The organism is Paenibacillus sp. JGP012 (assembly GCF_014203995.1).
GTDB classification, from domain to species: Bacteria; Bacillota; Bacilli; order Paenibacillales; family Paenibacillaceae; genus Paenibacillus; species Paenibacillus silvae.
On the sequence record NZ_JACHKG010000007.1, the window covers coordinates 134,303 to 152,416 of the forward strand.

The following is an 18,114-nucleotide window of genomic DNA, read 5'->3' on the forward strand; positions in this document are numbered from 1 at the left end:
GAACCTTTAAGCAAGCATTGGATGCGGCTCTTATAGGCAAAAACTATTAAAGTCATAGATTGTATATCTTGGTCAAATGACCGTAGAATATGATACAAAGAAGAGAGTTATTAATGAGACGAGGTTTGAACAGCAAGTCAGAGAATTTAAGAATGACTTTGTGAAAAGATGAAATGAAGAATGATTGAATAAGAGGGAGTGTACAACCTATGGCAGACGTGAAAAAAATTGCGGTAATCGCAGGTGACGGAATTGGTCCAGAAGTGGTGGCCGAGGCTGAGAAAGTTCTGAAACGTACGGAGGAAGTGTTCGGTTATCGTTTTGAAACAGAGCATGCTTTGTTTGGTGGTATTGCGATTGACGAGAAGGGCACACCGCTGCCGGAAGAAACATTGACAGTATGTAAAAATGCAGATGCAGTGCTGCTCGGCGCAGTTGGCGGACCGAAATGGGACAATAACAGCAAGGAACTGCGTCCTGAAACAGGCTTGCTTGGCATTCGCAAAGCGCTTGGTTTGTTCTCCAACCTGCGTCCGGCTGTCGTATTTGACTGCTTGAAAGACGCATCCACGCTGAAACCGGAAGTGCTCGAAGGCACTGACCTGATGGTTGTTCGTGAACTGACCGGTGGTATTTATTTCGGGGAGAAGTTCAGACGTGAAAGTGCACAAGGCGAAGAGGCTGTGGACACTTGTGCGTACAACGTTGCTGAAGTTGAGCGCATCGTTCGTCAAGCATTCGAGATCGCTCAGGGCCGCCGTAAAAAGCTGGCTTCGGTTGACAAAGCAAACGTACTGGAAACCTCCCGCCTCTGGCGTGAAGTGGTTAACCGCGTAGCTCCCGATTACCCGGACGTTGAACTGGAGCATGTGCTTGTAGACAACTGTGCTATGCAGTTGCTGCGCCGTCCGGCAAGCTTTGACGTTATCGTAACTGAAAATATGTTTGGTGATATTTTGAGTGATGAAGCGGCAATGCTGACCGGTTCCATCGGTATGCTGGCTTCCGCCTCACTGGGCGAAGGAAGCTTCGGACTGTATGAGCCCGTGCACGGCTCTGCGCCGGATATTGCTGGTCAAGGATTGGCAAACCCGATCGCAACAATTCTGTCGCTGGCATTGATGTTCCGTACAACGTTTGGATACGCGGAAGGTGCGGATGCCATTGAAGAAGCGGTAGCCAACGTATTGAATGCGGGCCACCGTACAAGTGACATCGCTGTTGACAAGAGCAAAGCCATCAGCACCACGGAGATGGGCGATCTGATTGTCGCAGCTATTCAGAAAAAAGCATAGCCTTTCCGATTCAATTTCCATATAACAAAATATCATAGAGGAATCGATGCTCTGTGATGAATAATAAACAGCCCTTTGCTTCCCATGTCCAACCACCTTTGTTGGTTCCAATCATGGAAAAAACAGAGGGCTGTTCTTTTACAATTTTGGCACGGAAATTTCTTATTTATAATTATTATAAAAAAATAACGTTTATAATCTTGACTTTGAGAAGTACGGATGATAACATTTTAAATGTACTTGAGAACAAGTATCAAGCTGATTAATGACAGGACAAGCGCCTTGCGTGCTTCCTGATGATGAGCAATCCATATGGATGCTTACATAATCCCAAAGGAGGAATTTTTAGTTATGGCAGAACGTTTGGTTGGTAGACCAGCACCAGATTTCGCAATGGAAACAGTATCGGGAGACGGACAAGATTTTGGTTCCGTTAAATTGTCCGATTACCGTGGCAAATGGCTCGTATTCTTCTTTTATCCTTTGGACTTCACATTTGTGTGCCCAACTGAAATTACAGCTTTGAGCGACGCTTCCGAGCAATTCAAAGCTTTGGATACAGAAATCCTTGGCGTGAGCGTAGACTCCGTACACAGCCACAAAGCATGGATCAACACACCGAAAGACAGCAATGGTCTTGGCCAGTTGAACTTCCCGCTCGCTTCCGATATCACGAAGCAAGTAGCTAAAGATTACGGCGTTCTGATCGAAGAAGAAGGCGTAGCATTGCGCGGCCTGTTCATCATCGATCCAGAAGGCGAACTGAAATATCAAGTGGTTAACCACAACGATGTAGGCCGCAGTGTTGAAGAAACACTTCGCGTACTGCAAGCACTGCAATCTGGCGGATTGTGTGCAATGAACTGGAAACCAGGCGACAAAAACCTGTAAGCCGGTTTTTCTTGAACTCTTCATGTTCAAGCCCTCATCCCACTCGGGATTGAGGGCTTTTTGCAACCTTTTGCAAAGATAAAACGTTATCTTAATCAAAGTGTTTGAACAAGCTTTCAGGCGTGTTAATAATGTAATAGAAGAATATCTTAATTTTGGGTAGAGGAAAGAGGAATTGAAGGCTTGTAAGGCGAATAGGGTATGGAAACCCGGTAATTATTCCGGTGCTCCGCATTTATAATTTGTTTATAAATGTGATACACTGTTTGAACACGATTCCCTTTCGGAAGTTTTTGAAGTGCACGGGATTGCGTAATAGATAAATTCCGGCACCTAATAAGGAGGGTGAACAAAAATGAGTTACTGTTGTGGGGCTAGTATGGTGGGAACGAAGGGCACGCTGAAGCATTACCGCACCCAGGTTCATAATGTTCCCCTGCTGTTTTGTCCGGTGTGTCACCGGGTTGAGGTGCATTACAAGGTTGAGAACGAATATGAGATTCTTGCTGAGTATGCGCATGGTGATGGAGCTTCCGAGATTGATTTTCAAGACTATGTCACAGAAGACGAGGATGCGATCTTCGAAAATTGCGTCAATCGTGAAAGTGAAGATGCGATGGTGATTGTGCAGCGTCAGATTGACATGTCACTGGATCTGCTGCGGCTCGCCAAGGAAATGAAGGATGAGAAGTGGGAGAGCGAGTTGAAACGTCGTCTTGCTGTCATGAGTCAACGAAAGTTGAAAATTCAGCATAACAAAACGGGACTATAATTACGAACCGTGACATCTTATGCACGCATTATATTCAATAAAACGATACTAAACGAAGCTGATTTACCTTTAAGGTGAGGAGGCTTCGTTTTTTGTGCGTTTTATGTCCATATAGGCTGTTATTTTTGCAAAATAATTTCCATTCGACACTTTCTCCGATTGACTCTCTTCCCCAAACTTGTCTATGATAAAAACAGACTTGAAAAGAGACGGAGCAATGCTTGAAGTTTTCGTCTGGCAATGAGAGAAGTTTGGAAAGGAACCCGGTAATGAACTTAAATCGGCCCTTCCTGTTTCTGTGATGATATGATGTCCGTATGGCAATGTTTATCATTTACGTGAAAAGGAGGAACCTGAATTGATTAGTGAATTTCAGGATACAGTGCCTCAGCGAGCAGATGTACCTCCTCAAGTGCATCTGGATTACAATAAGTATGAGAATGTTTTGGAACACATGGATAGTGGAATTATGTTGTTTGACAACCGCGGTATCTTGACGTTTATTAATGTTCAGATGGCCAAGCTGTTGGAACTGCCGAGAGATCTGTTAAGTGGATGCACGTTGATGCAGATGCTGAGTCTGCCTCAAATGAGTCGATTCAAGAAAAAGAAAATTTTAAGAATTTATCGGGAAACTATCTTTCATCGTAAGCGTTATCATGAGTTGACAGACGAATACGGAAGGCACTGGCTCGTTACGGTTACCTATGGTGATCAGATGGATGGTGATTTTTTATTTAGCGTCAAGGATGTATCGGATTACAAGCAGATCGAGCAAACCGCCTATCAAAATGACAAGCTGGCAATGCTTGGACGTATCTCCGCCTCCATTGCCCATGAGATTCGCAATCCGTTAACCGCTATTCGCGGCTTCATCCAGCTATTGCGTCCTCATCTGCTGCAGCTCGGCAAAGACGAATACGCACGAATTATTTTAACGGAGATTGACCGGGCTAACGATATTATTTACGAGTTTCTGAATTCCTCGAAACCTTCCGCTCCGCAGAAGACAATTATGACTGTAGAATCCTTGCTCAAGGAGGTTGTTCTGCTGACAGAGAGTGAAGGTCTGATGAAGGGCTGCGAAATCTTGCTGGAGGTTGATGATACACCACTTAGCGTATCGATCGACGTTAAGCAGATCAAGCAGGTCATTCTGAACATGGTGAAAAATGCGATGGATGCCATTGAAGAAGTGGGTGAAGAGCATACAGGCATGATTCGAATTAAAACAGCCACAGATAATAACTTTGTGCAGATTACGATAGCTGATAATGGTCGCGGCATGGATCATAATACGCTGGTACGCCTGTTTGATCCGTTCTTCACTACCAAAGAAAGTGGGACCGGTCTGGGGCTTTCTGTGAGTTACCGTATCATTAAAAATCATGGCGGCACCATCTCGGTGGATAGCCAAAAGGGCGAGGGCACCAGCTTTATGATCAAGCTCCCACTGGTATTTTAATAGAGATCATGTCAGAAGGGATCGGTGTGCTGCCGATTCCTTTGTTTTTTGTCAGAGCGATTAGGGTTATATTTAGAAATGTATGCGAATACATATGCTCACTGCGGAAGGATGGGATTACATGAATATTCAGGATATGGAGAGCATGAATCAGCAGTTGATTGAACATGTAGGTAGAGTAATTGTTGGTAAAGAGCGTACGGTGGAACTGGTGCTGACAGCCATTATTGCTTCTGGTCATGTGCTTCTGGAGGATGTGCCGGGCACGGGGAAAACGATGCTTGCCAAATCAGTGGCAGCCTCGCTGGACTGCACGTTTCAGCGGATACAGTTTACCCCCGATCTGCTGCCGTCCGATTTGACGGGCATTCATTTTTATAATCAAAAATCAGGAGATTTTGAATTCAGACCAGGTCCACTTTTTGCCAATCTTGTGCTGGCAGACGAGATTAACCGGGCCACACCGCGAACACAGTCCAGTCTGCTCGAATGTATGGAAGAACGTCAGATTAGTATCGACGGCTCTACCCGGCAGCTAGAACGACCGTTTATTGTCATTGCAACCCAGAATCCGATTGATAATCAAGGCACATTTCCGTTGCCTGAAGCCCAGATGGATCGGTTTATGATGAAAATTCGCATGGGTTATCCGAGTGTAGAAGAGAGCATCGAGATTCTCAAAAGAACAGCCGCCAGTCGCTCCGTGCATGATCTATCTTCATTAATCTCGCGAGAACAGCTTCTGAAAGCCCAGGAAATGTATACGAGTGTTACTGTAAAAGAGGATTTGATGCGTTATATCGTGCAGCTTGCGGAAGCAACCAGAGCACATGCTGAATTATCACTGGGTGTTAGTCCAAGGGGCGCACAGGCACTGCTGAGAGCTGCTCAGGCATGGGCTGCATTGCACGGCAGAGATTATGTTGTGCCGGATGATATCAAAATGCTTGCAGAGCCCGTACTGGCACACCGTTTGGTATTTCGTAATCGGGTGAGGCAGCAGGAAGGACTGGCCGAACAGATTATTCAGCAGATTTTAAGCCAGACCGAGGTGCCGACTGAGACACTGACAACAGGCGGGCGCTAGGCTTATGGAACTTCTCTGGCTTGTTGTGGTTGGAAGTCTCATTATGGTGCTGCATGGTGTATGGTTTGGGCGTCCAGTGCTGCGTAACCTCAAGTACAGCAGACAATTCAGCAAAATGCGCTGTTATGCCGGGGACGAACTCGAGATGATTGAGACGATATCCAATGAAAAACGAATCTCCGTTCCGTGGCTCAGACTGGAGGCGATGATGCCGGCTTCATTTATTTTTCGCACCGGCTCAGGCATGGATATCAGTCAAGGGAATATTTATCAGAACCATAAAAGTATTTTTACATTAAAACCCTATAATCGGATTACACGCACACATCCGTTTGTCTGCTCGAAACGTGGTATTTACAGGATGGATACAGCTACAATGACCGGTGGAGACCTGTTTGGTGTGTGGCGTTCCACAAAACCGATCCCTGTAGAGATGTCGATGATTGTGTATCCTTCACTTGTAAGCATAGAAGATATGCCGGCAATCTATCAGGTATGGCAGGGCGAGGTGGAGGTGTCACGCTGGATTGTAGAAGATCCGTTTCTGATCCTGGGTGTGCGGCCTTACGGAGCCGGTGATCCAATGAATCGTATTCATTGGAAAGCCAGTGCGCGTACCGGTGAGCTGCAGGTGTACAAGCAAGGCTGGACCGCTGATCCCCAGTCATGGATTATCGTCAATATTCAGGAATCGGCAGACATGTGGAGTGTAGTCACCCGGCCTGAGCTGATTGAGCAGGCGCTTCGCTTCGCAGCCACCGCAGCTACCGATGCGATCGGCAGAGGGCTGCCTGCCGGATTTGCTCATAACGGATACAGAGCAGACGGAGGCCGTGATGTGCTTCGAATCGAGCCGGATTACGGAACACCACATCTGGAGATGTTACTGGAGGCTATGGCTGAAACCGAGTTGAAATGTTTGGTGCCGATGGAGCAGTTTTTGCAGGATGAGGTTAAATGGAGTGAAGAAGAGCAGCAGGTCCGCAGTTATTTGTTAATTACGTCCTATGTATCAGCGGCTATGGAGTATGAAATCATGCGTTTGCAGGAGCAGGGACATCGGGTAACCATTCTGCCTGTCGAGCAGTTGAAGAGGAAAACAGAGGCGGTGGGCGCATGAACGAAAACGATGAAAGAAAGCGTATGCACAGCATCGCAATGCTGGCTTTATTAAGCATCGGTGTATATCTGTTTCCAATCATGACGATCACGTCGCTCTATGCTCAAAGGGTGATCCCGTTTATATTATTTGGTTTATTTGTTGTGGCTGGCTGGTTTGTTCAATGGCTCCAGCATCGCTTCACTGGTTTGATGGAACGCAGCTCGTTCGTTCGGAGTGCTGCAGCACTGGTCATCGGAACTTTGTTTGCTATAATTCCGGGCATGCTGCTGCATCTCTCGCTTCCAGTTATTATAACGTTGGCTGCTTGTTCGATTACAGCATCGTTTACAGGCTTTCAGTACGATCACGGTTATCATTCCACGATGCTGTGGCGCTTGCAGATTATGGGTGTACTCAGTGCCATTGTGCTCACGATTGCGGCAGGTCAGGTTCCATTTTTGTGGCCCATGCAGATGTACAAGATGTATATGTATGCTGCCGGCGTAATCAGTTTTGTGTTATGGATTGTTGCACAGTACAGGACACAGCTCGATCGGGCGGTGCTTAACGATGGGAGTCGGAGGCTGGTGCTGCGGGAATTTACGCGGGCGAACCATCAACGGATCATATGGATGTTGGTGGTAATCGTCGGAATTGGTGCTTTTCCAAGTCTGGCGGCCTGGCTTGCACCGCTGCGTGATCGTGTGCTGGCGTGGATTCGAAGTTTATTGGGAACCTCGTCCCCGCAGCAACTGCCTGATACACCTCAGACTCCTAACGACCCGATGACCTTGCCTGATGAATTGAGGGGTCCTCCTTCGGAACCTTCTATGTTCTGGGAGATTCTCAGCTGGGTTGTTTTTGGTGCAGCGGCGGCAGTGATGATCTGGCTTCTCGCCAAACTGGCAAGAGTGATCTGGAATAAACTTGAGGAACGATTCAAGGGTATGCTGCAGCCTGTCCAGAAAAGGGAAGCACCGAAAACAGAGTATGTAGATATCAGTGAATCGCTGGAAGTGCCAACGCAGGTTCGCAAGCGATGGTTCCGCAAAAAGGAATCGGTTCCTGCACAGAGCGGCGAACGTATTCGTTATTATTATCGAACATGGGTAAATCAGGCGTCACAGCGTGGAGTCGGGATCGAAAAGTCACATACACCTTTGGAGGCAGCAGAAATTATTATAAAAAGCAGCTCCAAACCTTTGAATGCGAAAAGCCATTTCAAGCCTGGCGAGCAGGAACTGGCTGCACGGCTTCCTGCCGCATACAACGCTGTTCGTTACGGGCGGAACGGGGAAGATCATCCGGATGTGATTGAGATGGATCGAATCTGGAAATCTTACAGTAAATAAGCCCGGAATCCCTTTACTTTTCTTATCACGTTCAAGTATCATGAGAGGAATACACAAGTTGGTCAGAAAAGGAGCAGACATTGATGAAGACAAATCATTGCAAGATTGTAGACTGTACCATCCGTGATGGTGGATTGGTGAATAATTGGGATTTTAGCGTAGACTTTGTTCAAAAGCTGTATGCAGGCCTGAACGAAGCTGGCGTTGATTATATGGAGATCGGCTACAAAAACTCCCCTAAATTGCTCAAAGGTGCAGAAGAAGCCGGACCATGGCGCTTTCTGAACGATGATTTTCTGCGCAAAGTGATTCCGCAAAAAGGAAATACCAAATTGTCTGCACTTGTAGATGTGGGCCGGGTAGATGAGAATGATATTTTGCCGCGTAGTGAAAGCATGCTGGATCTCATTCGTGTGGCTTGTTACAGCAAAGATGTGGACAAGGCGCTTGCATTGGTGCAAACATTCCATGACCGCGGTTATGAAACGACACTGAATATTATGGCCCTCTCCAATGTAATGGAGAATGAGCTGCTGGAAGCGTTCGAAATGATTAAAGACAGCTCGGTTGATGTGGTTTACATCGTGGACTCTTATGGAAGCCTGGATCATAACGATGTGAAATATCTGGTCGAGAAGTTCAAAACACATCTTCCGAATAAGCGCCTTGGTGTTCACACGCATAACAATATGCAGCTTGCCTTCTCCAACACACTTGTAGCAGCGGAGCTTGGCGTTGAATTGCTAGATGCTTCTGTATATGGTATGGGGCGTGCAGCAGGGAACTGTCCGACTGAACTGCTTGTAGCTCATCTGAAAGGAACTAAATATAATTTGCGTCCAGTACTTGACGTGTTGGAGCAGCTGATGGTTCCGTTAAGAGAAAAAGAAGAATGGGGATACATCCTGCCTTACATGATCACAGGTGCACTGGACGAGCATCCTCGTTCGGCTATGGCACTTCGTGCATCAGAAAACAAAGACAAAGTGGTTGACTTCTATGACAAGCTGACAACCCCTGAAGTGAATTTCGATAAATGAAAAATAGTCTGAAATAAGGTTGAAAATCAAAAAAACATGGTTTCTCACTTGAGAACCATGTTTTTTTAGTTCTTTGTTCCTTGTTTTTAGTCATTTTTATGAATAGATATTCCTACTTATAACTATTTTTTAGTTCACGAACGCGGATTTAAATGTTATTATGTACCAGATAGAACATGCAGAATATAGAATTAAACATTGGTCAATATATTTTTTTGTCGAAATGTGTAATATACTTGGTGAAATAGAGAAAAATAGCGTTCATTCTTACACGTATTTCAGGATAGTGATCCCGGGAAGGAAAAAATGCATGAAGGTTAAAATGCAAGATCAGAGTCAAATAGGTTGGGTCGCCGCAGGCGGCTTATTGTTTTTCCTCGTAAGTCAATGGTTTCGTTCTTCTTCAAACTCTGATCTGATCATTTCGGGTTACCCGGTGTTAACATTGCTGGGTGGATTCGCTGAAGCCGCCGCTTGTATAGGCATCTACAATCAAAGCTGGCTGTTCCAGACCCAAAAATTGACGCTGCGCAGAGTGTTAATGACAACACTTTTTCTCATGGTGGGTCTATTTGAACTGGTTCATATCGTTTCATTTGCTGAAGAAGTTCCTTATAAAGCGATGATGGAATCCAACTTTTCCTTGATGATGACTACGATGGGATCACTGATTTGTTCCGCGGGTCTCTTATTCATTTATACGGTCCAGGAGAAACAAGTTGCATTACCGCGCAAATTTTTTCTGTTTAGTGTGACACTGGGCAGCTTTCTCGTTCTGTACATACTTGCTATCCAGGAATGGAGCTGGATGCCCAAGATGCTTGATGGGCAGGAGCTTGGTGAAATATTCAATGTTATGCACGGAGTGGCAGGTCTGATGTATGTCTTTAGTGCTCTCATTCTGTATGCAGAGTGGAGAAAGTCTAGAGACTTCAATATTCCGCCTATACTCTGTGGTATACTTTGTTTCTTGTTAGCTCAAGGCTTTCTTGTATTCTCAGATACAGTGGAAGATCTGAATCTGCTCTTTGGTATGCTTAGCAATTGTATGGGGTACTTTTTCATTCAAAAGGGGCTTTACTCCTCTGTGGTGGACACACCTTTCTTGCAGCAGCAGGCAGCTGAGGCCAAAATGAATTACATAGCGCATCATGATGATGTTACCAGTCTTCCGAATCGCCGTCGTCTCACCCAGCAGCTGAAAGTGATGATGGACGAGGCTGTTGCGGAGGAGAAGCTCGTTGGTGTGCTGGTGCTCAATATTAATCGGTTCAAAACAATCAACGATTCACTCGGTCAGCAGGCAGCTAATCGGGTGTTACATCAGGTTGGACAACGCTTGAGCCATTCTTCCCTTCCGGGAGAAGAGGTATTCGGATTAGGGAGAGACGAATTTGCGCTGACGATGACAGATTTCTACGGTACGGACACGGCTGTGTGCCGAACACGATCCATTCTGCAGCTCTTTGAGAAGCCTGTCATGGTGGATGGGAACGAGTATCATCTAACATTAGGTATCGGTATGGCCATTTTCCCTTACGACGGGAAATCTCCGGAAGAAATGATACAGAATGCAGATACCGCACTGCACAGTGCGAAAGAACAGGGGATAGAGCTTAACCGTTACGCACATGCGATGCAAATGAAGGCACAGGAGCGTTTGCAACTGGAGAATGATCTGCGTAAAGCATTGGTTCGTAATCAATTTTACCTGGTATACCAGCCTCAGGTGAATCTGCAGAGCGGACTGGTTGTAGGCATGGAGGCGCTCGTAAGATGGCAGCATCCGCAGCGAGGCTCCGTATCGCCAGCAGAGTTTATACCGTTGGCGGAGGAGAGTGGTCTGATCGTTCCGCTGGGAGAATGGGTGCTGCGTGAGGCGTGTGCTCAGAACAAGCGGTGGCAGGATGCGGGATATCGTAAATTATGCGTGTCAGTCAACCTCTCGATGAGACAGTTCAGGCATTCCCATCTGCTCGATAGTATCAATAGCATCCTTAGAGAGACGGGGCTGGAGCCTGCATGGCTTGAACTTGAAATTACCGAGAGTATGACGTTTGACAAGGATCGGGCTTTTGAACAGCTTCGTAAAATTAAGGAGATTGGTGTACATATCAGTATTGATGACTTTGGTACAGGATATAGTTCATTGCATTATCTCAAGGATTTGCCGATTGACCGGCTCAAGATTGACCGTTCTTTTGTCAATGAAATTATGGAAGATAGCAACAACGCCGCTATTGTATCCACCATCACTTCGATGGCACACCATCTGCAGCTGAAAGTGACAGCTGAAGGGGTAGAGAATGAAGATCAGATATTGTTTTTGCGCAACCAGCACTGCCATGAGGCTCAGGGGTATTTCTTCAGTCAACCGATTGAAGCTGCCGTTTTCGAGAAGAAGTTTCTAAGGGACATAGACATACCTGCGGGGTAAGAGCAGCAGGGCCGCGAGAGCGTTCCTGCCTTTTGGTACCCTTTTTTATGGTAAAAATCGTAAAAGAACCTTGCGCGTTCTTATGGATCATGTTATATTAAGTTTTGTAAAATTACTGTTAACTTCCACTGGAATTTAACGGGACGTAGCTCAGCTTGGTAGAGCACCTGGTTTGGGACCAGGGGGTCGCATGTTCAAATCGTGTCGTCCCGATCATTACATTTTGCGGGTGTAGTTCAATGGTAGAACTTTAGCCTTCCAAGCTAATAGCGTGGGTTCGATTCCCATCACCCGCTTCATAAGCAGCACCGGAAACCCTTGGATTCAAGGGTTTTTCTTTTGTTCATTTTTAAAGATTTGCGACAGCTTATTTATTGAGATTGGCTTTTTTTCAATGATCTGGTACAATAGCGAGGTATTGATACTACATATGAATGAGAGGTAACCATACGTCCCATGAAGTAAGACACATGAATTGAACCCCAGTTAACTGCACATTGATGTATGACGCAGTCAGCCGAGCGGCTGAGCAATGAGGGGATTCGTGTGTCCAGATTCAGCTATGGGAATGGTATGGGACCAATGAGAAGAGCGGGCTTGGAAGCTTTGCTGTACTCCAATTTGGGTTTCTTTGTTCATGCCATTGTAGACCTATGTCTGTGTTTGAATGCCTGATTCCATAACAATTGCTAAACCGCCGGCTGATGCCAGCGGTTTTTTTGTTCAGGAAAGGATGAGGACTCATGATGACATTGGTACGCTTGCATGAAGTATCAAAAGAGTGGAACGGACATGAATTGTTTGCAGGATTAAACCTTGAAATTAACGAGGGCGAACGCCTTGCTATTCTGGGTCGCAACGGATGCGGCAAAACCACCTTGTTACGCATTATATTAGGCGAGGAGCAGGGAGGTGGACGGATCGATCGGCATCTTGCGCTGCAGGAATGGGGTTTTATGCGGCAGCGCACAGACGTAACGGATGACATTCAGGTGCTGGATGCAGTACGCCGGGAGAGTGGACGGATTGACGAGATCAAACGGGCACTGGAAGACATGGAGCACCGGTTAAGGGATTCAGATGCAGGGGAGGACACTTCTTTGCTTGACCAATATGCTCGTTCTTTGGAAGAATATGAGCAGCTGAACGGGTACATGTGGGAAACAGAGGTAGAGAAGGTGTTGACCCGGCTTGGTCTGACGGCAGAGCATTGGGGCAGGCCTTACCACTCCCTTAGCGGCGGTCAGAAAACGAAGGCTCGGCTGGCAGGGCTTCTGGTGAGCAAGCCCAGGTTTCTGATTCTGGATGAGCCAACCAATCATCTGGATGAAGAGAGCATGCGCTGGCTGGAAAGCTGGCTGTCTGCATATGAAGGCACGGTGCTGTTTGTATCCCATGACCGTACGTTTATAGATCAGGTTGCCACAGGTGTCATCGAATTCAGCGCAGATCGGCTGACCAAATACAAGGGCGGTTACTCCGATTACAAGGCACACAAGGAGCGTGAGCTCAAAGAACAGGAGACGATTTATCGCAAGCAGCAGTTGGAACGCAAAGCGCTGGAGGAAACCATTCGTAATTATCAGCAGTGGTTTCATAAAGCCCATAACTCGGCAGGAGATCAAGAGGCGAAGATCACCCAGAGCTTTTACAAGGCCAGGGCCAATAAAAATATTTCGCGTTACCACGCCAAACAGAAGCAGCTGGAACGGCTGGAGAATGAACGGGTGGATAAACCGCGTGAAGCAGCCAAGCTGAACATGGAACTGCAGATGAGCACACTTGGTGCGCGGCAGCTTCTGGCGCTGGAGGGAGTCAGCTTCTCCTATAAGCCGGAGCAGTCTTTGCTTCGTGATATTCAAATAGCAGTGGAGCGCGGGGATCGGCTTGCGGTCCGCGGACCAAATGGAACAGGCAAAAGCACGCTGCTGAAATTAATGATTGGAGAGCTGCAGCCTGTGCAGGGGCGAGCCACCCGGCATCCGCAGCTCCGCATCGGTTATTTTTCACAGGAGCTGGAAGGTCTGCCTGAACACATGACATTGCTGGACAGTCTGCTTGTGCTTCCCTCGATGACACAGAGCGCTGCGCGCACAATTCTGGGATGTTTTTTATTTTCAAGAGAAGATGTGTTCAAGCGTATTGGAGATTTAAGCATGGGGGAGAAGTGCAGGGTAGCGTTTCTGCGTTTGTACTTTGGCGGTGCCAATCTGCTTGTGCTGGATGAACCGACGAATTATCTGGATATCGATACGCAGGAAGTGATGGAAAATGTACTGAAAGAAGCTTCCGGCGCGTTAGTTCTTGTATCTCACGACCGCATGTTAGTCCGAACGCTGGCGAATCGCCTGTGTGACTTGAAGCCAGACGGAACGGCATCACTCTTCGAGGGTGGTGTAGCCGATTGGGAACAAACGGTGCGGCTGCGGGATTCTGCGCTGGATACACGGGATTCGGATGATGAACGGCTGCGTCTGGAGATGAGGCTGTCGGAATTGCTTTCCCCGGTCAGTGCTGCGGGGGCAGAGCAATTGATCACTGCCGAGGATGAGGAGAGACGGGAGTCGGAAGCCGCCGAGATTCGTAAGATTCAGCAGCGATTGAAAGAACTGAGGAATCAGGGGAACGCTGCAAATTAACATCTGGGCAAGCTTGCTATTTCGAGGTATTTTGCTTATAATAATGAACGATCAAGCGATCATTGGAATGTATAAGCATAAGTTTAACTTGAACAAACGTATTGATGGAGACAAGTAAGCAGTGCCTCTGGACAGGGAGGAAGCGCCATAGATTGAGAGCGTTTCTGTAGAACCAGGCTGCTGAAATTCACTCCGGAGCGGTTCCCTGAACCTGTTGATGTGTGTATGCACGGAAGCGACAGTAGGGGTAAACGGTTAACGGTCGTTATTCCGTACAGAGTGAGGCAGAACGTGCAGCAGCGGATCATTAATCCGATGTGACAACGGGAGTCTAACAAGGGTGGTACCACGGTCTTTTCGTCCCTTTTGGGGAGAAAAGGCCTTTTTTTGTTGCAATCACAGCATTTAAAGGGGGCAATTACACATGAAAGAACGTTTAGAGGCATTGAAGATCGAAGCGCTGGAGCAGCTGTCCGGCGTAACCGATCCGCAGACGCTGGCCGATCTGCGTGTAAAGTATTTGGGCAAAAAAGGTGCATTGACTGAAATTTTGCGCGGCATGGGTGCACTTAGTGCAGAGGAACGTCCAGTCATCGGGCAAGTTGGTAACGAAGTGCGCGCAGCCATTGAAGAGGTCATCAACAGCAAGCAGGAGCAATTCCAGAAGGAGGAGACCGCGAAGCGTCTGCAATCCGAGAAGATTGACGTGACCTTGCCAGGACGTCGTGGACGTCAAGGCGGTTTGCACCCGCTGACCAAAGTGGTGCAGGAGATCGAAGATATTTTCATCGGCATGGGATATCGTGTAGCGGAAGGTCCAGAGGTCGAGATGGACTATTACAACTTCGAAGCGTTGAATCTGCCTAAAAATCACCCGGCCCGTGATATGCAGGATTCCTTCTACGTGACAGAGGACCTGCTCATGCGTACACACACCTCACCTGTGCAGGTTCGTACGATGCAGAGCATGCAGGGTGAAGTTCCCGTAAAGGTTATCTGCCCAGGTAAAGTATACCGCCGTGATGACGATGATGCGACGCACTCCTTCCAGTTCCATCAGGTAGAAGGTCTCGTGATCAGCGAAAACATCCGCATGAGTGATCTGAAAGGAACACTGCTGCAGTTTGTACGTGAAATGTTCGGAGCTCACACGGAAATTCGTCTGCGTCCAAGCTTCTTCCCGTTCACCGAGCCAAGTGCTGAAGTGGATGTAACCTGCGTGCAGTGCGGCGGCAGCGGTTGTCGGGTTTGCAAGCAAACAGGCTGGCTTGAAATTTTGGGCGGCGGTATGGTTCACCCGAAAGTGCTTGAGATGGGCGGATATGACCCGGAGAAATACAGCGGTTTTGCCTTTGGCATGGGGGTAGAGCGGATTGCGATGCTCAAATACGGCATTGACGACATTCGCCATTTCTACAACAGTGATCAGACGTTCCTGAAACAATTCGGACGGCTGTAATTCAAATAAACGTCAAACCAATATATAGATTAAGGAAGTGAACATGCATGAGAGTATCGACAGATTGGCTGTCTGATTATATTTCGCTTGAAGGTGTGACACCACAGGAGCTGGCAGAGAAAATAACCCGTGCAGGGATCGAAATTGATGTTGTGGAGAACCGCAATCAGGGCGTAAACAAGGTCGTTGTAGGCTACGTCAAAAGCAAGGAGAAACACCCGGACGCGGACAAACTGAATGTATGTGTTATCGATGCAGGACAAGAGGAAGATCTGCAGATCGTATGCGGCGCCAAAAATGTGGATGCGGGTCAAAAGGTAGCGGTAGCCCTTGTAGGTGCAAAGCTCCCTGGCGGTCTGGATATCAAAAAGGCGAAGCTGCGCGGCGTGGTATCGCTCGGCATGATCTGCTCCGCCAAAGAGCTGGGCATGAACGACAAATTGCTGCCGAAGGATCAACAGGAAGGCATTCTGGTTTTGCCGGAGCAGACCGAGATTGGTACGCCGATCAGCCGGGTGCTGGGTCTTGACGATCATGTGCTGGAGCTGGATCTGACGCCGAACCGTTCCGACGCTTTGAGCATGCGTGGTGCAGCATACGAAGTGGGGGCCATTCTTGGCCGTGAAGTGAAGCTGCCGAATCCGAAGGAACAGTTGGTCGAAGCTGGCGATGAAGCCGCTAAGCATATCTCGGTAGAGATCAAAGCGCAGGAGCAATGCAGCCACTATGCGGCTCGTTATGTGACTGGCATCAAGCTGGGGGCTTCCCCGCTGTGGATGCAAAACCGTCTCGTTGCGGCCGGCGTACGTCCTATCAACAATATCGTGGACATTACGAATTATGTGATGCTGGAATATGGTCAGCCTTTGCATGCGTTTGACGCGGATAAGCTGGAAAATGGATGCATTGAGGTGCGCATGGCGCATGAGGGCGAAACGATTGTGACGCTGGACGGTCAGGAGCGCAAGCTGGAGCCGCATATGCTGCTCATTACCGATGGCGTAAAACCGGTTGCCATCGCAGGGGTGATGGGCGGTGAAAACTCCGAGGTATCGGAGGGAACCGTAAATCTGCTTCTGGAGTCCGCCAAGTTTGATGGCGGAACTGTGCGGAAGACGTCGCGCCAACTGGGGCTGCGTTCCGAAGCAAGCTTGCGTTTTGAAAAAGAGGTGGACCCGGGTGCGGTCATTACGGCTCTGGATCGTGCGGCTGAACTCATTCAGCGTTATGCGTCAGGGATTGTGCATCAAGGGATTGTACAGGCTGGAGCGGAGGCTTCCGAGAAACGTGTCATTCAAATGTCGCTGAGCAGGCTTAACCGTTATCTGGGTACAGACTTGTCTTTGCTAGAAGTGAAAACGATCTTTGCCCGGTTACATTTTGCATGTGGTGATGCGGAGCAGGGAGTGCTGGACGTTGAGGTGCCGACGCGCAGAGGAGATATTACGCTGGACGTGGATTTGTTTGAAGAGGTTGCCCGTCTGTACGGGTATGACAACATTCCAACGACATGGATCGAAGGACCGACGACACCGGGAGCATACACACGTCCTCAAGCCATTCGTCGTACGATTCGCAGTGTAATGTCCGGCAGCGGCTGGCAGGAAATGATCAGTTATTCGTTTGTGCACCCGGACAAAGCGGTGTTGTTCCCAGCTCTGACTCAAGGAAGCAAAGCGGTTAAGCTGGCCATGCCGATGAGTGAGGATCGCAGCGTGCTGCGCACAAGCATTTTGCCACAGATGCTGGATGCTGCCGTGTACAATATGAACCGGAAACAGGATTCACTTGCGGTGTTTGAAGTGGGCAGTGTATTCTTCACGGAAGAAGAAAAGCTGACCAAGCAGCCACATGAAATTCCGGTACTCGCTATGCTGCTTACAGGCAATCGTGCAGCGCAGCAATGGAATGTCGGGGTGGAGAAAGTGGATTTCTTCGACTTGAAGGGAGCGCTTGAACATCTGTTTGCTTATCTGGGATTGGGGCAACGAATTCGTCTTGTGGCGAACAGTCCGGAAGGTTACCATCCTGGGCGTTCTGCTTCCGTGCTCCTGGACAGCAAAGATGGCAGTGAGAGCACGTTGATCGGTACAATTGGTCAATTGCATCCAGAGCTGCAGCAACAGTATGATCTGAACGATGTTTATGTGGCTGAAATTGCCCTTGAGGCGATATATAAAGAAGCTGACGCGGAAATTCGTTATCGCGAGCTTCCGCGCTTCCCGGCTGTAGAACGTGATATCGCTGTAGTGGTAGGCAAGGATATTGAAGCTGGAGACATGCTGCGCGTTATTCGTGAATCCGCAGGTGAACTGCTGGAGACCGTGCAGGTATTCGATGTGTTCACAGGCAGCAAGCTTGGTGAAGACAAGAAAAGTGTGGCGATGGCTCTCGTATATCGGAACCGTGAACGTACGCTGACGGATGAAGAGATTACGGAAGTGCATGCACGTGTTGTCACACGTTTGGAAGAGCAATTCAATGCAGAACTGCGCAAATAGAACGGAAGTCAATTTTTTGAATAGAGATTAGCAGGAATTGCTTCAAGTCACATCGAATCCTTAGCAGTAGAGGA

General features: G+C 47.9%; 12 protein-coding genes and 2 tRNA genes. All 14 read left to right on the forward strand.

All coding sequences use genetic code 11. The annotated features are described in order from the left end of the window. The first annotated feature begins 209 nt into the window (after window positions 1-209). Window positions 210-1,295, forward strand: a complete 1,086-nt coding sequence (gene leuB / locus HNR77_RS11650) for a 3-isopropylmalate dehydrogenase (RefSeq protein WP_110897647.1) — start codon at window positions 210-212, stop codon at window positions 1,293-1,295. Between the two features lie 351 nt (window positions 1,296-1,646). Beyond that, entirely contained in the window at window positions 1,647-2,186 is a 540-nt protein-coding gene (locus HNR77_RS11655; RefSeq protein ID WP_111272355.1) for a peroxiredoxin, read from the forward strand. A 355-nt stretch (window positions 2,187-2,541) separates the two neighbouring features. Then, window positions 2,542-2,958 carry a hypothetical protein gene (locus tag HNR77_RS11660; protein ID WP_090922221.1) on the forward strand — a complete coding sequence of 139 codons (417 nt, stop codon included), beginning with the start codon at window positions 2,542-2,544 and terminating at the stop codon, window positions 2,956-2,958. Window positions 2,959-3,316: 358 nt separating this feature from the next. Continuing rightward, window positions 3,317-4,423: an ATP-binding protein gene (locus HNR77_RS11665; RefSeq protein WP_184184010.1), complete on the forward strand. Its 1,107-nt coding sequence runs from the start codon at window positions 3,317-3,319 to the stop codon at window positions 4,421-4,423. Window positions 4,424-4,544: 121 nt separating this feature from the next. Then, window positions 4,545-5,510: an AAA family ATPase gene (locus HNR77_RS11670; protein WP_184184013.1), complete on the forward strand. Its 966-nt coding sequence runs from the start codon at window positions 4,545-4,547 to the stop codon at window positions 5,508-5,510. Window positions 5,511-5,514: 4 nt separating this feature from the next. Further along, a complete protein-coding gene (locus tag HNR77_RS11675) occupies window positions 5,515-6,630 on the forward strand; it encodes a DUF58 domain-containing protein (RefSeq protein WP_184184016.1) in 1,116 nt (371 codons plus the stop codon). Next, the gene (locus HNR77_RS11680; RefSeq protein WP_184184019.1) at window positions 6,627-7,964 is read left to right on the forward strand and encodes a hypothetical protein; all 1,338 of its coding nucleotides are present in this window, start codon (window positions 6,627-6,629) and stop codon (window positions 7,962-7,964) included. Before HNR77_RS11675 ends, HNR77_RS11680 begins: the two co-directional genes overlap by 4 nt. A gap of 83 nt (window positions 7,965-8,047) precedes the next feature. After that, window positions 8,048-9,004: an aldolase catalytic domain-containing protein gene (locus HNR77_RS11685; protein WP_184184022.1), complete on the forward strand. Its 957-nt coding sequence runs from the start codon at window positions 8,048-8,050 to the stop codon at window positions 9,002-9,004. 310 nt (window positions 9,005-9,314) lie between these two features. Next, window positions 9,315-11,441, forward strand: coding sequence for a bifunctional diguanylate cyclase/phosphodiesterase (locus HNR77_RS11690; RefSeq protein WP_184184025.1), 2,127 nt, complete (start codon window positions 9,315-9,317; stop codon window positions 11,439-11,441). A gap of 139 nt (window positions 11,442-11,580) precedes the next feature. Continuing rightward, window positions 11,581-11,654: transfer RNA gene (locus HNR77_RS11695), tRNA-Pro, on the forward strand. Window positions 11,655-11,666: 12 nt separating this feature from the next. Then, a tRNA-Gly gene (locus HNR77_RS11700) sits at window positions 11,667-11,737 on the forward strand. Window positions 11,738-12,184: 447 nt separating this feature from the next. Next, a complete protein-coding gene (gene abc-f / locus HNR77_RS11705; RefSeq protein WP_184184028.1) occupies window positions 12,185-14,080 on the forward strand; it encodes a ribosomal protection-like ABC-F family protein in 1,896 nt (631 codons plus the stop codon). A 424-nt stretch (window positions 14,081-14,504) separates the two neighbouring features. Continuing rightward, window positions 14,505-15,539 carry a phenylalanine--tRNA ligase subunit alpha gene (gene pheS, locus HNR77_RS11710; RefSeq protein ID WP_184184032.1) on the forward strand — a complete coding sequence of 345 codons (1,035 nt, stop codon included), beginning with the start codon at window positions 14,505-14,507 and terminating at the stop codon, window positions 15,537-15,539. 47 nt (window positions 15,540-15,586) lie between these two features. Then, window positions 15,587-18,040, forward strand: a complete 2,454-nt coding sequence (gene pheT / locus HNR77_RS11715) for a phenylalanine--tRNA ligase subunit beta (protein ID WP_184184035.1) — start codon at window positions 15,587-15,589, stop codon at window positions 18,038-18,040. The last annotated feature ends 74 nt before the right edge of the window (window positions 18,041-18,114 follow it).

Coding starts and splice junctions, on each gene's coding strand:
- HNR77_RS11675 (WP_184184016.1), top strand. CDS start 5,515: ATGGAACTTCTCTGGCTTGTTGTGGTTGGAAGTCTCATTATGGTGCTG.
- pheT (WP_184184035.1), top strand. CDS start 15,587: ATGAGAGTATCGACAGATTGGCTGTCTGATTATATTTCGCTTGAAGGT.
- HNR77_RS11660 (WP_090922221.1), top strand. CDS start 2,542: ATGAGTTACTGTTGTGGGGCTAGTATGGTGGGAACGAAGGGCACGCTG.
- pheS (WP_184184032.1), top strand. CDS start 14,505: ATGAAAGAACGTTTAGAGGCATTGAAGATCGAAGCGCTGGAGCAGCTG.
- HNR77_RS11680 (WP_184184019.1), top strand. CDS start 6,627: ATGAACGAAAACGATGAAAGAAAGCGTATGCACAGCATCGCAATGCTG.
- HNR77_RS11690 (WP_184184025.1), top strand. CDS start 9,315: ATGAAGGTTAAAATGCAAGATCAGAGTCAAATAGGTTGGGTCGCCGCA.
- leuB (WP_110897647.1), top strand. CDS start 210: ATGGCAGACGTGAAAAAAATTGCGGTAATCGCAGGTGACGGAATTGGT.
- HNR77_RS11670 (WP_184184013.1), top strand. CDS start 4,545: ATGAATATTCAGGATATGGAGAGCATGAATCAGCAGTTGATTGAACAT.
- HNR77_RS11655 (WP_111272355.1), top strand. CDS start 1,647: ATGGCAGAACGTTTGGTTGGTAGACCAGCACCAGATTTCGCAATGGAA.
- abc-f (WP_184184028.1), top strand. CDS start 12,185: ATGATGACATTGGTACGCTTGCATGAAGTATCAAAAGAGTGGAACGGA.
- HNR77_RS11685 (WP_184184022.1), top strand. CDS start 8,048: ATGAAGACAAATCATTGCAAGATTGTAGACTGTACCATCCGTGATGGT.